17 protein-coding genes are annotated in these 14,368 nt (G+C 73.3%); 7 read left to right on the top strand and 10 right to left on the bottom strand.

The window, feature by feature from the left end; translation table 11 throughout:
• Positions 1–525 (top strand): hypothetical protein, encoded by a 525-nt coding sequence (locus FHX81_RS40415; protein ID WP_170231851.1) that lies wholly within the window; start codon positions 1–3, stop codon positions 523–525.
• A 30-nt stretch (positions 526–555) separates the two neighbouring features.
• Here the strand turns inward: FHX81_RS40415 and FHX81_RS10190 are convergent, their stop codons facing one another.
• Positions 556–1,620, bottom strand: a complete 1,065-nt coding sequence (locus FHX81_RS10190; RefSeq protein WP_246107737.1) for a sigma-70 family RNA polymerase sigma factor — start codon at positions 1,618–1,620, stop codon at positions 556–558.
• A gap of 77 nt (positions 1,621–1,697) precedes the next feature.
• On the opposite strand from FHX81_RS10190, the gene FHX81_RS10185 reads away from it, so the two are divergent.
• Positions 1,698–2,528 (top strand): alpha/beta fold hydrolase, encoded by an 831-nt coding sequence (locus FHX81_RS10185; RefSeq protein WP_141977251.1) that lies wholly within the window; start codon positions 1,698–1,700, stop codon positions 2,526–2,528.
• On the opposite strand, the gene FHX81_RS10180 is transcribed toward FHX81_RS10185, so the two are convergent.
• Together FHX81_RS10180 and FHX81_RS10175 are read right to left on the bottom strand one after the other, a co-directional pair.
• Complete coding sequence (locus FHX81_RS10180; RefSeq protein WP_170231996.1) at positions 2,525–3,046, bottom strand: RICIN domain-containing protein; 522 nt, start codon at positions 3,044–3,046, stop codon at positions 2,525–2,527. The genes FHX81_RS10185 and FHX81_RS10180 overlap by 4 nt on opposite strands.
• A 94-nt stretch (positions 3,047–3,140) precedes the next feature.
• The gene (locus FHX81_RS10175) at positions 3,141–4,340 is read right to left on the bottom strand and encodes an MFS transporter (RefSeq protein WP_141977247.1); all 1,200 of its coding nucleotides are present in this window, start codon (positions 4,338–4,340) and stop codon (positions 3,141–3,143) included.
• 178 nt (positions 4,341–4,518) lie between these two features.
• Here FHX81_RS10175 and FHX81_RS10170 point away from each other — a divergent pair, with 178 nt between their 5' ends.
• Positions 4,519–5,241 (top strand): HEAT repeat domain-containing protein, encoded by a 723-nt coding sequence (locus tag FHX81_RS10170; RefSeq protein WP_141977245.1) that lies wholly within the window; start codon positions 4,519–4,521, stop codon positions 5,239–5,241.
• A gap of 34 nt (positions 5,242–5,275) precedes the next feature.
• On the opposite strand, the gene FHX81_RS10165 is transcribed toward FHX81_RS10170, so the two are convergent.
• The 7 genes from FHX81_RS10165 to FHX81_RS10135 form a co-directional block, all read right to left on the bottom strand.
• A complete protein-coding gene (locus tag FHX81_RS10165) occupies positions 5,276–5,665 on the bottom strand; it encodes a pyridoxamine 5'-phosphate oxidase family protein (protein ID WP_141977243.1) in 390 nt (129 codons plus the stop codon).
• A 30-nt stretch (positions 5,666–5,695) separates the two neighbouring features.
• On the bottom strand, positions 5,696–7,117 hold the full coding sequence (locus FHX81_RS10160; RefSeq protein WP_141977241.1) for an MFS transporter: 1,422 nt from the start codon (positions 7,115–7,117) through the stop codon (positions 5,696–5,698).
• Positions 7,118–7,190: 73 nt separating this feature from the next.
• Positions 7,191–7,679 (bottom strand): MarR family winged helix-turn-helix transcriptional regulator, encoded by a 489-nt coding sequence (locus FHX81_RS10155; RefSeq protein WP_141977239.1) that lies wholly within the window; start codon positions 7,677–7,679, stop codon positions 7,191–7,193.
• A gap of 51 nt (positions 7,680–7,730) precedes the next feature.
• Positions 7,731–9,074 carry a glycoside hydrolase family 6 protein gene (locus tag FHX81_RS10150; RefSeq protein ID WP_141977237.1) on the bottom strand — a complete coding sequence of 448 codons (1,344 nt, stop codon included), beginning with the start codon at positions 9,072–9,074 and terminating at the stop codon, positions 7,731–7,733.
• A 97-nt stretch (positions 9,075–9,171) separates the two neighbouring features.
• Positions 9,172–9,822, bottom strand: a complete 651-nt coding sequence (locus tag FHX81_RS10145) for a response regulator transcription factor (RefSeq protein WP_141977235.1) — start codon at positions 9,820–9,822, stop codon at positions 9,172–9,174.
• The gene (locus FHX81_RS10140; protein WP_246107736.1) at positions 9,807–10,967 is read right to left on the bottom strand and encodes a hypothetical protein; all 1,161 of its coding nucleotides are present in this window, start codon (positions 10,965–10,967) and stop codon (positions 9,807–9,809) included. Before FHX81_RS10140 ends, FHX81_RS10145 begins: the two co-directional genes overlap by 16 nt.
• The gene (locus tag FHX81_RS10135; protein WP_141977233.1) at positions 10,960–12,024 is read right to left on the bottom strand and encodes a sensor histidine kinase; all 1,065 of its coding nucleotides are present in this window, start codon (positions 12,022–12,024) and stop codon (positions 10,960–10,962) included. Before FHX81_RS10135 ends, FHX81_RS10140 begins: the two co-directional genes overlap by 8 nt.
• Positions 12,025–12,186: 162 nt before the next feature.
• Between FHX81_RS10135 and FHX81_RS40410 the strand changes: the two genes are divergently transcribed.
• From FHX81_RS40410 to FHX81_RS10125, 4 genes are all read left to right on the top strand, one after another.
• Entirely contained in the window at positions 12,187–12,342 is a 156-nt protein-coding gene (locus tag FHX81_RS40410; protein ID WP_170231995.1) for a hypothetical protein, read from the top strand.
• 150 nt (positions 12,343–12,492) lie between these two features.
• Entirely contained in the window at positions 12,493–12,711 is a 219-nt protein-coding gene (locus tag FHX81_RS10130) for a hypothetical protein (RefSeq protein ID WP_141977231.1), read from the top strand.
• The gene (locus FHX81_RS40405; protein WP_170231994.1) at positions 12,711–12,863 is read left to right on the top strand and encodes a hypothetical protein; all 153 of its coding nucleotides are present in this window, start codon (positions 12,711–12,713) and stop codon (positions 12,861–12,863) included. Before FHX81_RS10130 ends, FHX81_RS40405 begins: the two co-directional genes overlap by 1 nt.
• Before the next feature lie 77 nt (positions 12,864–12,940).
• Entirely contained in the window at positions 12,941–14,347 is a 1,407-nt protein-coding gene (locus tag FHX81_RS10125) for a serine hydrolase domain-containing protein (RefSeq protein ID WP_141977229.1), read from the top strand.
• Positions 14,348–14,368 lie beyond the last annotated feature (21 nt).

Genomic DNA, 14,368 nt, shown 5'->3' with positions numbered 1-14,368 from the left:
GTGATCACGCGGGAGCTGCTGGTGCTCGGTGGCGGCGCCGAGGTGGGCAAGTCGAACGTCGGGTGGGAGGTCTCCCCCGTGCTCCGGGCGCGGGGGACGGCGCACTGCCCGGTGGAGGGCGACTACCTCGACCGGGTCCACCCGGCGCCCGCCGACGACCCGCACCGCACGGGCATCACCGAGCGCAACCTGGCCTCGGTGTGGGCGAACTACGCCGCCCTGGGTCAGCACCGGCTCGTCTGCACCAACACGGTCAGCGTGCGGCAGGAGCCGATGATCCGCCGCGCCACGGGTCCCGGGGCCGTCCGCTCCGCGCTCGTGCGGCTCACCGCGTCGGAGGCGACCACCCGCGAGCGCCTGGCCCGCCGCGAGATCGGCTCTCAGCTCGCGCCGCACGTCGAGCGCAGCCTCGCGATGGCCCGCCGGCTCGACGCGGACGCCCCTCCCGGGACCGTGCGCATCGCGACCGACGGCAGCTCCGTCGAGGACATCGCGCACGAGGTGGTGCCCGTCGCCGGCCGGTAGTGGTTGGTGCGTGCCGCCAACGCGTGCCGGTCAGGGCAGCGAGGCGGGCAGCCCGAACGCCGGGAAGTGGGCGGCGTCCACGAAGGACGTCACCGCGCTGATCCGCCCGTCCCGCACCGTCAGCACGTCGATCGACCACGCCAGGTGCGCTCCCGCGGCCTCGTCCCACAGGTAGCCGGCGACGGCGGGCTGACCGTTGGCGCTCGTGGCGAGGTGCCGCCACGGCGGGCACGACGTCAGCGGCACGCGCACGGCGAAGTCGGTGACCGCCTCGATGCCGCGGTACCAGTGCGGCAGCGGCGGCATCGACCACGTGACGTCCTCGGTGAGCAGCGCGACCAGGGTGTCGGCGTCGCCGCGTTCCAACGCGGTGGCGTAGTCGGCCACGACCTGCCGCAGGCGGGCGTCGCCGATCAGCCGCAGCGCCTGCTGCTGGGTGCGGTCGGGCACCTTCTCGGCGACCACCCGGCGGGCGCGGGCCAGCGCGGAGTTCACCGACGTGGCGGAGGTGTCCATCATGGCCGCGATCTCGGCCACCGAGAACCCCAGCACCTCGAACAGCAGCAACGCGGCCCGCTGGTTGCCGGGCAGGTGCTGGAGCGCCGCGACGAAGGCCAGCTCGACCGCCTCGCGCTGCGCGTAGCGCCCCGCCGGCCCACCGCTGCCCGGTCCGCCGCCCGACCCGTCGACCAGGCCCGCGTCGGGGTACGGCCCGAGCCACGCCACATCCGTCACGGGCGCGTCGTCGATCACCGCCCGCGCGCTGGCGGGCCCCAGGTCGACCGGCAGCGCCCGCCGCCCTCGGCTCCGCACCGCGTCCAGGCACGTGCGGGTGGCCACTGTGTACAGCCAGGACCGCAGTGAGCTGCGCCCCTCGAAGCGCCCCAGCCCGCGCCACGCCCGCAGCAACGCGTCCTGGAGCGCGTCGTCGGCGTCGTGCGTGGAGCCGAGCATGCGGTAGCAGTGGGCGTGCAGTTCCCGGCGTAGCGGTTCGACCAGCCGGCTGAACGCCTCGCCGTCACCCTCACGCGCCCGCGCCAGCTCGGCGTCCTCGCCGGACCCCGCGAGAGACCTCGCCGAAAAAACCTCGCCCACGAGCGACGATTCTGCCTCACCGGCGGAGTCACTACCGGCGAACGAGCACTTCACCGCCAGTCCCAGGAGCATGCACGATGACCGAGACCTCCATCACCCCCACCACCGCCACCCTGCGGGTGCCCGACGCGCTGCTGCACTACGAGCTGCGCGGCCGCGGCCCGCTCGTCGTGCTGGTCGCCGCGCCGATGGACGCCCGGTCGTTCGAGCCGCTGGCCGACCTTCTCGCCGCCGACCACACCGTGCTGACCACGGACCCGCGCGGCATCCGCCGCAGCGAGGTGGACGACCCCGACCGGGACGCGACGCCGGAGCTGCGCGCCGACGACCTGGCCCGGTTGATCCGGCACGTGGACGCGGGCCCGGCGGCCGTGCTGGGTTCCAGCGGCGGTGCGGTCAGCGTGCTGGCGCTGGCTCAGGCACACCCGGAGTTGGCGCACACCGTGATCGCGCACGAGCCGCCGCTGGACCAGCTCGTGCCCGACCGGGAGGACCTGCTGCGCCGGACCGACGAGATGATCGCCACCTACCGGTCCGGCGACGCTGTGGGCGCGTGGCGGCAGTTCATGGCCATCGCGAACATCCACATGCCCGACGAGGTCGTCGAGCACATGTTCGGCGGTGAGCGCGACCCGCGGGACGTCGCCGACGAGCGGTTCCAGTACGAGCACATGCTGCGGCCGACCGTCGAGTGGGTGCCCGACCTGGACGCGTTGCGGTCGGCGTCGAGCCGGATCGTGGTCGGCATCGGCGAGGACTCGGGCGGCGAGCTGTGCGAGCGCACGTCCATCGCGCTGGCCGAGGGGCTGGGCATCGAGCCGACCCGGTTCCCCGGCGGTCACATCGGGTTCGCCGAGGACCCGGCCCGGTTCGCGGTCCGGCTGCGCGAGGTGCTGGGCGCCGCCTAGACCTCGTCCACCTCGACCGACGTCCACCGCTGGGTGAGGTCGTCCTCGTCGCACGGCGCCTCGACCAACCGGGCGCCGGGCGCGAGGTCGACCGCGGTGATGCACGTGTCGCGCTCCACGTTCTGGAAGCGCCAGGTCTCGAAGTGCTCGTCCGCCGCGACGTAGTACCAGGTCTGCCGGTCGCCGTTGTCGCAGTTGGCCTGGATGACGGGGTTGTTCGGCACCGTGTAGGGCATCGCGAACCGCAGGCACTTGCCGGTGCCGAGGTTCTCCAGGGTCGTGATGTCGTTCTCGCCGAGCGCCCACCGCTGTTCGGGAACGCCGCTGATCCGGGCCAGCTCGGCCTGCTCCCCCTCCTCGGACGAGTCGCCCCGGATGCCCAGGGCGAGGTCGCGCGCGTGCGCGGCCACCACGTAGGAGTCGATCGACAGCCTGGGCGTCGCGATGGCCGACGGTGCGGCGGTGGCGGTCAGGAGCACCCAGGCGAGCGTGAGGGCGGTGGCGCGGAGTGGACGCACGGGGGATACCTCCGTTGAGAGCAATCGGAGGTACAGCGTGCGACGGTTCGACTACGGTGGGCAATAACACGATGTGGTGCTCCGCGGTGCTGGTTCAGGCGGGCGCGCGGCGGCGCTCGACCAGCACCGACAGGGCGGCCACCGCCAGTCCGGCCAGGCTCAGCGCCACGCCGACCCACGCCGTGGACGTGTAGCCCCAGCCCGCGCCGATCGCCAGGCCGCCCAGCCACGCGCCCGCGCCGTTGGCGATGTTCAACGCGGAGTGGTTGGACGAGGAGGCGAGCGACGGCGCGTCGGGGGAGGCGTCCATCAGCCGCACCTGCAACGCCGAGGCCAGCACCTGCGACACCAGACCGATCAGGAACACCGTGCCGAACGCCATCACCGCCGAGGTCGCGGTCAGCGCGAACGCCACGAGCACGACCGTCACCGCGATCAGCGCGCCGAACACCGTGCCCATGACCGAGCGGTCCACGAACCGGCCGCCGACCGTGGCGCCGAGCGTCATGCCGAGCCCGAACACCGCGAGCACCCACGGCACGGCGGACGCCGACAGCGCGGTGACCTCGGTGGTGATGGGGGAGATGTAGGAGTAGACGGCGAACATGCCACCGAACCCGATCATGCCGGTGAGCAGCGCGAACCACACCTGCGGGCGGCGGAACGCGCTCAGCTCGGCGGCCACGCTCGCGTCCGTCGACGCCGGGACGCGCGGCAGCCACCGGGCCACCGCCAACGCCGTCACGACCTCGATCACGGCCACCGCGAGGTAGGCCACCCGCCACCCGATCTGCTGCCCGGCGGCGGTGGCGACGGGCACGCCGACCAGGTTCGCCACGGTCAGCCCGACCATGATCCGGGCGACCGCCGTGCCCCGTCGTTCCGGCGGCACGAGCGTGGTCGCCACCACGGCCGCGATGCCGAAGAACGCGCCGTGCGGCAATCCGGCCACGAACCGCGAGGTCATCAGCAGGGCGGTGTTCGGCGCGAGGGCGGACAGCCCGTTGCCGACCGCCAACGCGATCGTGAGGCCGATCAGCAGCCCCTTGCGCGGCAACTTCGCGGCCAGCCCGGCGATGAGCGGCGCGCCGACCACCACGCCGAGCGCGTACAGGCTGATCGCGTGGCCCGCGGTGGGGATGGAGATGTCGAACGTGGCCGCCATCTGCGGCAGCAAACCCATGGTGGCGAACTCGGTCGTCCCGATGCCGAAACCACCCAGCGCCAGGGCCGCCATGGCGGCCCCGCCGTTCCTGCCCCGACGAGTCACCGCGGACTCGACCGTCGCCGTCATGCGTCGCTCCTGTCACCTGTCCCGAGTCGACGGTGACCACGCGACGTAGATTGCTTAGCCAACGTAACTACTTTACCGGCCTGCGCCGACCTCTCCGGACCGGAACCGCGTGCCTCTCCTCACAGCTCGCACGGAAGACGCTGGTGGGCGTGCTGCCCGGCACGGCAGACTCCGCGATGTGACCTCCGGGATCGACCGCCTCATCCGGCGCCTGAACGACGATTCGACCGAGGTGTGCGAGGACGCGAAGTGCGCGCTGATGTCGATGGGGCCGGAGGTGATCGCGCCGCTCGCGGCGGCCGTCGGATCGCTGGACCCGGTCGCCCAGCTGTGCGCCATCGAGGTCTTCGACCACTTCGACGACGCCGCCGCCGTACCCGCGTTGATCGGTCTGCTCGGCAGCCCGGACCACACCGTCCGAACATGGTCGATGGAGTCGGTCGCCGCGCTGGGCGCGCACGAGGCGCTGCCGGCGTTGCGAGCCGCGCACCGCGGGCTGCGCGCCGCCGGTGAGCCGCCGGACTCGGGGGAAGCCGTCGCGTTGCGCCTCGCGCTGACGAAGCTCGGAGCCCGGCAGGAGGTCCTGCCGCCCTTGACGGCCTCGTTGCGGACGACGGCAGGCGATCGAGGGCTGTCCTGGCCGTCCGAGCGGCTGGCGGACGTCGTGCACGACCTGGCCGACCACGACCAGGCGGTGCTGGGCTTCACGCTCTGGCTGGTCTTCCGCGGCCGGGGCACCCGGATCCAGCACGAGCGCCACGGCCGGCCCCTGGACGTGGACCGGCCGTGGCGGCAGGTGGTCGAGGACGCGCGGGCGACCGCGCTGGTCGAGGCCGCCTCCGTCGAGCCGCGACCGGACTTGTTCGCGACCGTGGAGTGGATCGGTCGGGGCGACGTGTGAACGCCGCCCCGACCCGACCCGCCGGTCACCTCGCTCAGCCGTCGGCCTTCGGGATGTCCAGCGCCGTGCCGTAGAGGCGGGTCGCGGGGAACGTGATGGTCAGCCGGCGGTCCGGCTCGTCCCCGTCCGACACCTCCACCAGCTCCGCGTCACCCTCCACCGCGGCGAACGACCACACGTCCGGCCCGCTCACGTGCAGCGCCACCCTCGGGTCGGCCCGGATCCGGCGGGCTTTCAACCGATCTGCCGTGGTGGACACGCGGATCACCCGTTCCTTCGCGTCCCACTGGTACAGCACGGTGGACAGGTGCGGGTGGCCGCTGCGCTTCACCGTGGCCAGCACGCCGAACCGCTGCCCGCCGATCAGGTCCACCAGCTCGGCGTCGGTCAGGGTGCGGGGCGCGGGGCCTGCGTTGACGGTCATGTCGTTTCTCCTCCGGGGGAAGTGGTCGGCTCAGGAACGCTTGCGCAGCACGATCAACGTGACCGCGAACGCGGCGGCGAGCAGCGAGGCGGCGACGGTGAACGCCACGTGGTACCCGGCGGTCAGGGCGACCGGCTCGGCCACGCCCGCGGCCAGCTCCTCCTCGGTCCGGGAGGCGGCCAGCGTCGACAGCACGGCCACGCCCACGGCCATGCCGACCTGTTGGGTGGTGTTGAACAGGCCGGACACCAGGCCCGCGTCGTCCGGCTTCGCGCCGGACATGCCCAGCGACGCCAGCGCGGGCAGCACCAGCCCGCCGCCCGCGATCAGCAGCATGACCGGCAGCAGGTCGGTGACGTAGTCGGCGTCCACCGGGACCAGGGTCAGCTTCACCATCGCGCCCGCCAGCAGGGTCAACCCGACCAGCAGCACCGCGCGTTCACCGAACCGGGTGTTCAGCCGCGCCGAGACGAACAGCGACACGCCGCCGATCGCGACCGCCGCCGGCAGCATCGCGAGGCCGGTGGCCAGCGCGCCGTAGGCCAGCACCCGCTGCATGAACAGCGCGACGATGACCTGGAACGCGAACATCGCGGACAACGTGAGGATTTGCACCAGGTTCGCGCCGGCCACGGTGCGGGACCGCAGGAGCCGCAGCGGCATCAACGGGGTCCGCGCCTTGGCCTGCCGCACGGTGAACGCCGCCAGCAGCGCGACCGACAGCGCGCCGAGCCCGAGCGTGTGCGCCGCCGTCCAGTCGTACTGCTCGACCTCGACCACCGTGTAGATGCCGAGCATGAGCCCGCTCGTCACCAGCGCCGCCCCGAGCACGTCGGCACCGGCGGACAGGCCCGCTCCCCGGTCGGTCGGCAGCACGCGGAGCGCCGGCAGCACGGTGGCCACGCCGATCGGCAGGTTGATGAAGAAGATCCAGTGCCAGCTCAGCGCGTCGGTCAGCACGCCGCCGAGCACCTGCCCGATGGACGCGCCCGCCGCGCCGGTGAAGCTGAACACGCCGATCGCCTTGGCGCGCTCGGCCGGGTCGGTGAACAGCGTGACCAGGATGCCGAGCACGACGGCCGACGCCATCGCGCTGCCCGCGCCTTGCAGGAACCGGGCCGCGATGAGCAGTCCCGGCGTGCCGGCCACGCCCGCCAGCAGCGACGCGCCGGTGAACACGGCGTTCCCGGCCAGGAACATCGCCTTGCGGCCGACCAGGTCGCCGAGCCGGCCCGCGAGCAGCAGCAGACCGCCGAACGCGATCAGGTAGGCGTTGACGGTCCAGCTCAGCCCGGCGGCGGTGAAGCCGAGGTCGGCCTGGATGGCGGGCATGGCGACGGTGACGACGCTGCCGTCGAGGATGGTCATCAGCGTCGCGGCGGACAGCACGACGAGCGCGGACCAGCGGTTCGCGCGGGGTGTGCCGAGCGGTGCGTCGAGCGTGGACGACATCGGTCTCTCCTGTTCCGGCGGGGACAGGAGGAACCGTAGCGGATAGTTTTTTTGCAGACAATCTCTCTCGGTCTTAACGCGTGCTCTCCCGGGCGCGGCGGGCCGTCTGCGGTGCCGCGACCGGAGTGGACAGGTGCCCGGTGACCAGCAGGTTCAACGCGTGCAGCAAGGCTTCCCGATCTTTCGCGGGCAGCGACTCCAGGGCTGCCCGGTGCACCCCGTCGACGATCGCCTGGCTCCGGTGGGCGAGCTGTGCGCCCTTCTCGGTGACCGCGATGATCCGGGCCCGCCGGTCGGTGCCGGACGGTCGCCGCTCGGCGAGCCCCGCCTTCTCCAGCGCGTCGACGGTCACCACCATCGTGGTCTTGTCCATGTCGCCGATCTCGGCCAGCTGGATCTGCGTGCGCTCCTCCTGCAGGGCGTGCACCAGCACGCAGTGCATGCGCGCGGTCAGGCCGATCTCGGCCAGCGCCGCCGCCATGCGCGTGCGCAGCACGTGGCCCGCGTGGTCGAGGAGGAACGACAGGTCGGATTCGGTGCGAGCTGGGGCCATGGCGGACATGGCCCCAGTCTAGCTACCGGGACATCAGTGGATTATCCGCAAGAAATCGAATTACCCGACGGGCGGGTGCGCGTTGCGCAGCAGCTCCTGGAACTGCGCCGAGTGCCACTGCCCGGCTGGCGGCGCGTTCCGCCACGCCCCGGTCGGGTCCGGGCTCGCGTCCGGGCGGCCGGTGTAGTCCGGGTCGCACTCGCGGTTGAAGTTCTCGTCCCCGATCGGCAGCGGGATGCTCGCGCCGTCGGACTCGCCCGGCGGCTTCAGCCACACGTACGCGTCGAAGTTCGGTCGCGGCGCGGCGACCGGCCGCTCGCCCAGTCCCGTGCCGGTCTGGTTGCACCAGTTGTGGATCCGTGCCCGGCGGTCGATCCGGCTCGTGTCGACGTAGGTGTCCACGGTCGTCTCGTAACCCGGCTTGGTCGGCCGGTTCGGGCCGCCCCACCCGTTGCGCGAGGTGTCCACCAGCACGCCCACCCGCGGGTCGAAGCCCGCCGCGACCGCCTCGGCCCGGAAGAACTCCGCGAAGGACAGCTCGTCCAGGAACGGGTTCCAGTCCACCCACCTCGTCTGCCGGATGTGCTGGCCGTTGATCACGGTCTTGGCGATGAACTCCTCGCGCAGCGCCGAGTAGTTGCCGGTGTTGGTGATGAACCCGTGCACGTTGGCGAGCCTGCTGCCGCCCGAGCGCGCCGCCTTCGCCAGCAGCTCCAACGTCGGCTTGCGGTTGTCGTCCCAGCCGATCCGGCCGTGGTGGCCGATGTCGAGGTAGCTGTAGACGTTCGGGATCGTGCCGAGCCTGGCCAGCGCGTACCCGATGCCCTCGGTGTAGGAACCGGCCGCCTTCACCTGCTCGCAGCTCATCGTGGCGTCCGGGCGCGGCAGCACGTGCGTGGTCAGGAACGGCAGGGAGTTGGGCTCCACCACCGCCACGATCCGCAACCGCGCGTACCTCGGGTCGGCCAGGGTCGAGGCGATCGGGTCGACGAACTCCTGCTTGTAGCGGGGCAGCTCGCCGAAACCCAGCTCCCCGTTGGTGGACAACCACCCGCAGTCGCGGCCGGGCAGGTTCCACAGGGCGAGCTGGACCAGGTTCGCGCCCTGGCGCAGGGCTTCGTCCAGGTGGGCGCGCAGCCCCATCTTCCCGTTCGCGCCCGTGACGGACGCGATCCGGTCGAGCCACACGCCGGTCGGCTGCCCGGCGACGGCCGCGCCGCCCGGTTCGGCGGCGGCCCGCGCGGACCACTCGGGGTTGACGTAGGGACGCGCGCCGACGTACGGGTTGTCCAGGCGCGGCGACCAGTGCGGCGACGTGCTCGCCCCGGCCGGGGTGACGACCGCGAGCCCGGCGGCGCACGCGACCGCCGTCAGCACGTGGCCGACGCGTAGGAGAGACCTCATGGACTGGCTACCTCCGGTGATCACAACGATGTGAGGGAGGCGGTGTGCCCCCACCGTACCGTGATCGCCCGGCGACCGGCCGTGACCGCTTCGGTCGCTACAGGTCGTCCACGCCGATCAGCCCGTCCTGGATCGCCCGCGCCACCAGCGCCGCCTTCGTCGGCGCCTCCCGACCGATCAGCGCGTACTTCACCCGGATCCGCTCCAGGTGCGAGTTCACCGTGCTCAGCGAGATGCCCAGCCGCTGCGCCACGAACTCCTTGGACTCGGACTGGAACCACTCGACCAGCACCTCGACCTCCCGCGCCGACAACGCGGGCCGGTGGTCTGACCGGTCGCCCGCCAGCGCGCCCGCCAGCGACGGCGGCGTGTAGGGCCTGCCCTCCGCCGCCGCACGGGTCGCCTGCACCAGGTGCTCCGCGCCCTCCGCCTTGGTCAGGTAGCACAAGGCGCCCAGCTCCAGGCACTGCAACGCGATGTCGTCGTCGGCTCGCATCGAGTACACGACCACCCGCCGGCCCGCCTCGACCAGCCGACGCAGGTCGCCCAGCACCGGCGTCGGCCCGCCCAGGTGCAGGTCGAGGATCACCACGTCGGCCGTCGCGCCCTCGCCCAGCCACGCCGAGCGCACGTCCTCACCGCTGGCCACGACCCGGATCGGCGGCGTGCCGGAGGACAGCCAGTAGGCGACGCCCGCGCGCACCGCCGGGTGGTCGTCCACCACCACCGCGCTCAGCTCGTCCGCCATCGGGCCTCCATCCGCGTGTGCCGACCGTACGTGCCGCATTCGACCTCGACCCGCCCCCTGGCGGTTCCCACCTCGACGCCGGCGTCCGCGACCACCGCCACCCGCACCTCGCCCCCGGTGCGCAGCAGGCTCACCCGCGCCCGTTCCCGCGCCGCCGACAACGCCTCCGCCAGCGGTCCGGTCAACTCGCGCCGCACGTCGGTCGGCACCGGCACCGGCGCGCCGCTGACCGCCAGCGACACCGCCACCCCGCGCCGTTCCGCGACGTGCACGCACGCCGTCACCTCGTGCACCAGCGGGTCGGGCACGTCGTCGTTCTCCGCGAACAGGCGGCGCAGCTGGGTGGCGGCGAGCGCGCACCGCTGCCTGGTGTCGTCGGCCCGCGGGTCCAGCACGCCGTCGGCGAGGTCCGCGAGCAGCGGCAGGGTCGCGCCGAGCTGCCCGGCGAACCCGGTGCGCAGGTCCTGGTCCCACTGCTCGGCCAGCGCGGCCCGGGTCGCGGCGCGTTCGCGCTCGGCGGCGACCTCGACGGCCTGCGCCGCGTTGCGCAGCATGAACCGGGTCATGAGCAGCGCGCCGAGCTGGAGGCTGGTCACGCTGAGCACGACCACGCCCGCGTTGCCGATCTCGCCGCGGTCCGGCGTGCCCGCGAGCAGCCACTGCCCGACGCCGAGCACGACGTGCGCGGTCAGCGCGGCGAGCAGCGCGGGGACGCGGTCCAGCAGCAACAGCAGCAGGGACCACCCGACCTGACCCCACAGCCAGTGCGTCGGCCCGAAGTGCGCGTGGGTCGGCAGCACCGCGGTGGCCACGGCGGACGCCGTCAGCATCGTCACCAGGCCGCCGACGACCACCGGCGTCGGCAGGGGCTTGCGGCGCACGACCCAGAACGCGCACACCAGCGTGACCAGGACGGACGCGGCGAGCGAGTACCGCGCGGCCAGGTGGTGCGGGTGGGCGAGCAGGCTGCCGAAGCCGAGGCTGACCTGGAGGACGGCCGTGACGCCGAGCAGGATCAGCCGCACGCCGGCGAACACGTGTCGCTGCGCCTCGCGGCTGTCGTCGGAGGTGTGGTCGCCCGCGCTGTCGCGCCAGGCGATCAACGGGGTGGCCCACGGCCGTGCCCGGGTCGCGTGCTCAGTCACCGGGCCACTCCAGCCGCACCGTCGTCCGGCCGGGCCGGGACGTCACCTCGGCCCGCCCGCCGACCGCCGCCATCCGCTCCACCACCGAGCCGCGCAGACCCCGCCGGTGGTCCGAGACCGCGCCGACGTCGAACCCGGGCCCCGCGTCCGTCACCTCCACCTCGACGCCACGCCCGGCCGCCCGCACCCGCAGCCGCGCCGCACCCGTGCCCGCGTGCCGCTCGACGTTCGTCAACGCCTCCCGCACGGCCCGCACCAGCGCCAACGCCACCGAGGCCGGCAGCAGCACGCTCTCCCACCGCGCGTCCACCTCCAGCGGACTGCGCTCCACCACCGCCCGCAACGACGAGCCGATGTCCACCGCGCTGTCCCGCGGCACCCCGGACGACCCGGTGAGCAGGTCCAGGTCGCGCCGGGCGTATCCCGCGACCTCGGCCGGATCGGCCTCCCGCCCGTTCACCGCCACCACCAGGAACGTCGCCGACGCCGTGTCGTGCAGCAGCGCCAGGTACTCGCGCTCCCGCCTGCGCCGCTCCAACGCCACCGCCTCGAGCCGCTCCATCGCCGCCCGCCGCGTCCGCAACTCGTCCACCCGCCGCGACGACCGCTGCAACAACAACAAGGCCAATCGCGCCAGCACGCACTCCACCAGCACCCGCAACACCACCGCGCCGTCCCACCACACGGCGGTCAGGTAGACGGCCAGCAGTGCCGCCGTGGTCGGCACGGTGACCTTCGGGCCCCACTCCCACTGCAACGTGATCGCGGTCGTGGTGAGCACGTTGAGCGTCCAGGCGTCCGTCGCCCCGAGCTGCTCGTGCGCCGCGCACAACGCCACCACGCGGACGATCGACAGCACGAACGCGACCTTGGGTGAGGTGAAGTCCGCCACCACCCCGATCAGCACGAGCCCGCACAGCCCCAGGCCCAGCGGCAGGGCGTCGGTGGGCACGGAGAGCAGGCCGAACACGCTGATCAGCGTCACCCCGACCCCGCGAACCGGCCCGGCGAACCGCGCGAAGGCGGTCAGGAGTTCGGTCTCGACCTGACCCGGCATGCGGCGAACCCTAGCCGCCCCGCCCACCGGCCCGCTCCGGCCGCGGTCCGGGGTGGACGGCGGGTGACGTGCCGGGAAACGCTCTCGCGCACGGGTCGGGCCGGGCGGTGGTCGGTGGAAGTCGTTCGCGCCCGGCCGTGGCGGAGCCCTGCCGCGCGGTGGGTGACCGATCTCGGTGCGCAGTCGTTCGACCGGGTGGCCGCCGACGATGACCGGGCGGTGCCGTTCTTCGCCACGTTCGGCGCGCGGCTGGTCGGTTGGGCCGCGCCGGAGGCCGGTGCGCGGGTGCTGGACCTCGGGGCGGGACGGGCGCGGTGACCGCCGCCCTCGTCAACGCGGGCTGCTCGGTGGTGGCGGGTGACGTGTCGGTCGCCATGCTGGACGGGCTCCGCGAAGCGCACCGGGTGGACCTGGCCGACGCCTCGTTCGACGCCGTGCCGTTCGCCGAAGTGGGCCGCGTGCTCCGGCGTGTTCGGCTCCTCCGTGCCCGGCCCCAGCGCCGACGGCGGGTGGTGGGCGGCGTACGGGCGCGTCGTGGACGAGTCCACCCGCCGCATCCGGGACGTCACCGAGCACGAGCCGGTGACCTGGGCGGCACGCGCCGAGCGGGCGGGGTCGCGGCACGTCGCGCGGACCGCGACCGCGGTGTCGTCCCCGGTCGACGGGCCCGAGGCGCACCGGACGTGATGTCGCACGGCAACCGCCGGCTGCACGACGCGCTGCCCCCGGCGGACCGGACGGCGTTCCGCGACCGCGTGCCGCGCAGCCTCCGCGACGACCACCCGACCGGTGGGACCACGGTGATCGCGGGCGCCGGGTTCCACCGGTTGGTCAGGTGACCCCTGTCTTTCGTCAGGGGTGGTCCCGGACCGTGGCCCGATGCCCGCGCAGGGCCGCCGTTCCTACCGTCGGCACCATGAAAGCCACGCTGATCGGCATCACGGCCCTCGCCGCGACGCTCCTGTCCCCGACCGCCCACGCCGCCCCGTCCACGATCGACGACTTCCTGGCCGAAGTCATGCACGACACCGGCATGCCGGGCGTGTCGGTGGTCGTGACGCAAGGCGACCGCCTCGTCCACGCCGCCGGGTACGGCGAGGACTCCGAGGGCGCGCCCATCACGGCCGACACGCCGATGCGGATCGCCTCGGTCAGCAAGTCGTTCACCGCGATGGCCGTGATGACCCTGGTGGAGGACGGTCGGATCGCCCTGGACGAGCCGGTGGCCGACCAACTGCCCGGCTTCACGATGGCCGACCCCCGGTTCACCGGCGTGACGGTCCGCCACCTGCTGAACCAGACGTCCGGCTTCTCCGACACCACGATCGACGTGACCGCCCTGGAGACCTCGACCTCCCTCACCGAGTACACCACCAAGCTCGCCGGCGACTCGCTCGCCGCCGACCCCGGCACGCGCCACGAGTACTGCAACGTCAACTACGACCTGGCCGCACGACTGGTCGAGGTGGCGAGCGGGCGGACGTTCGGCGAGTACCTGGAGCAGCACGTGTTCGGACCGCTGGGCATGTCGCGCAGCGCGGTGTCGGCGGACGAGGTCCGGCCGGCCGACGGCTACAACTCGGTGTTCGGCGCGTGGCTGAGCCGCGCCGAACTGCCCGGCTTCCTCGACTCCAGCGGCGGTGGCGGGGTCATCACCACGGCGGCCGACATGGGCAAGTGGTTGATCAGCCAGACCGGCCACGGTCCGCGGTTGGTGTCACCGGACGGCCTGCGCGCCATGCACAGCAAGTCCACTGTGGACGATTACGCCATGGGCTGGATCCCGGACGTCGGACCGGGCGGCGTCGAGCAGCTCGTGCACCCCGGCAACCTGTTCACCTACTCGGCCGTGCAGGCGATCGTGCCCGGCACCGGGCACGGGTTCGCGGTGCTGGCCAACAGCGCGTCGTTGCGGGACGACACCTACGACATCCTCAACGGCCTGATCGCCTTGAGCCAGGGGCGCGCCCCCGGGCCCGTCGGCGGCGGGCGGCAGGTGTTCGAGCTGGTGCTCGGCCTGATCGCGGTGGCGGCCGCCGGGGCGGGCGTGCTCGGCGTGACGAGGTCGGCCACGTGGGCACGACGTCGCGCGGGCACGCCGAGGTGGCGGGCGGCGCTGCGGTGCGTGCCGCTGCTGCTGCCGGCGGTGCTCCTGGCGGCCTACCCCGACCTGGTGTCGTTCCTGGTGAACGGCCGCACGGTGACGTGGGCGCAGCTCACGTACTTCGCCCTGCCGCTGACCATCACCGTGGTCGTCACGGCGGTCGCGGGCCTGGCGACGGTGACCGCCCGGCTGCTCCGCTCGCGCGCGACGGTCCACTGAGGATGCCGGTCGGTAATCTCC

This window comes from Saccharothrix saharensis, assembly GCF_006716745.1.
Taxonomy (GTDB): Bacteria; Actinomycetota; Actinomycetes; order Mycobacteriales; family Pseudonocardiaceae; genus Actinosynnema; species Actinosynnema saharense.
Note: the sequence above shows the minus strand (reverse complement) of the source record. Positions and strands in the feature narration are given on the sequence as shown.

Excerpts from the sequence above, each read along its gene's own strand:
- FHX81_RS10150 (WP_141977237.1), bottom strand. The coding sequence starts at position 9,074 with ATGAGGTCTCTCCTACGCGTCGGCCACGTGCTGACGGCGGTCGCGTGC.
- FHX81_RS10160 (WP_141977241.1), bottom strand. The coding sequence starts at position 7,117 with ATGTCGTCCACGCTCGACGCACCGCTCGGCACACCCCGCGCGAACCGC.
- FHX81_RS10165 (WP_141977243.1), bottom strand. The coding sequence starts at position 5,665 with ATGACCGTCAACGCAGGCCCCGCGCCCCGCACCCTGACCGACGCCGAG.
- FHX81_RS10125 (WP_141977229.1), top strand. The coding sequence starts at position 12,941 with ATGAAAGCCACGCTGATCGGCATCACGGCCCTCGCCGCGACGCTCCTG.
- FHX81_RS10135 (WP_141977233.1), bottom strand. The coding sequence starts at position 12,024 with ATGCCGGGTCAGGTCGAGACCGAACTCCTGACCGCCTTCGCGCGGTTC.
- FHX81_RS10175 (WP_141977247.1), bottom strand. The coding sequence starts at position 4,340 with ATGACGGCGACGGTCGAGTCCGCGGTGACTCGTCGGGGCAGGAACGGC.
- FHX81_RS10185 (WP_141977251.1), top strand. The coding sequence starts at position 1,698 with ATGACCGAGACCTCCATCACCCCCACCACCGCCACCCTGCGGGTGCCC.
- FHX81_RS10155 (WP_141977239.1), bottom strand. The coding sequence starts at position 7,679 with ATGTCCGCCATGGCCCCAGCTCGCACCGAATCCGACCTGTCGTTCCTC.
- FHX81_RS40405 (WP_170231994.1), top strand. The coding sequence starts at position 12,711 with ATGTCGCACGGCAACCGCCGGCTGCACGACGCGCTGCCCCCGGCGGAC.
- FHX81_RS10145 (WP_141977235.1), bottom strand. The coding sequence starts at position 9,822 with ATGGCGGACGAGCTGAGCGCGGTGGTGGTGGACGACCACCCGGCGGTG.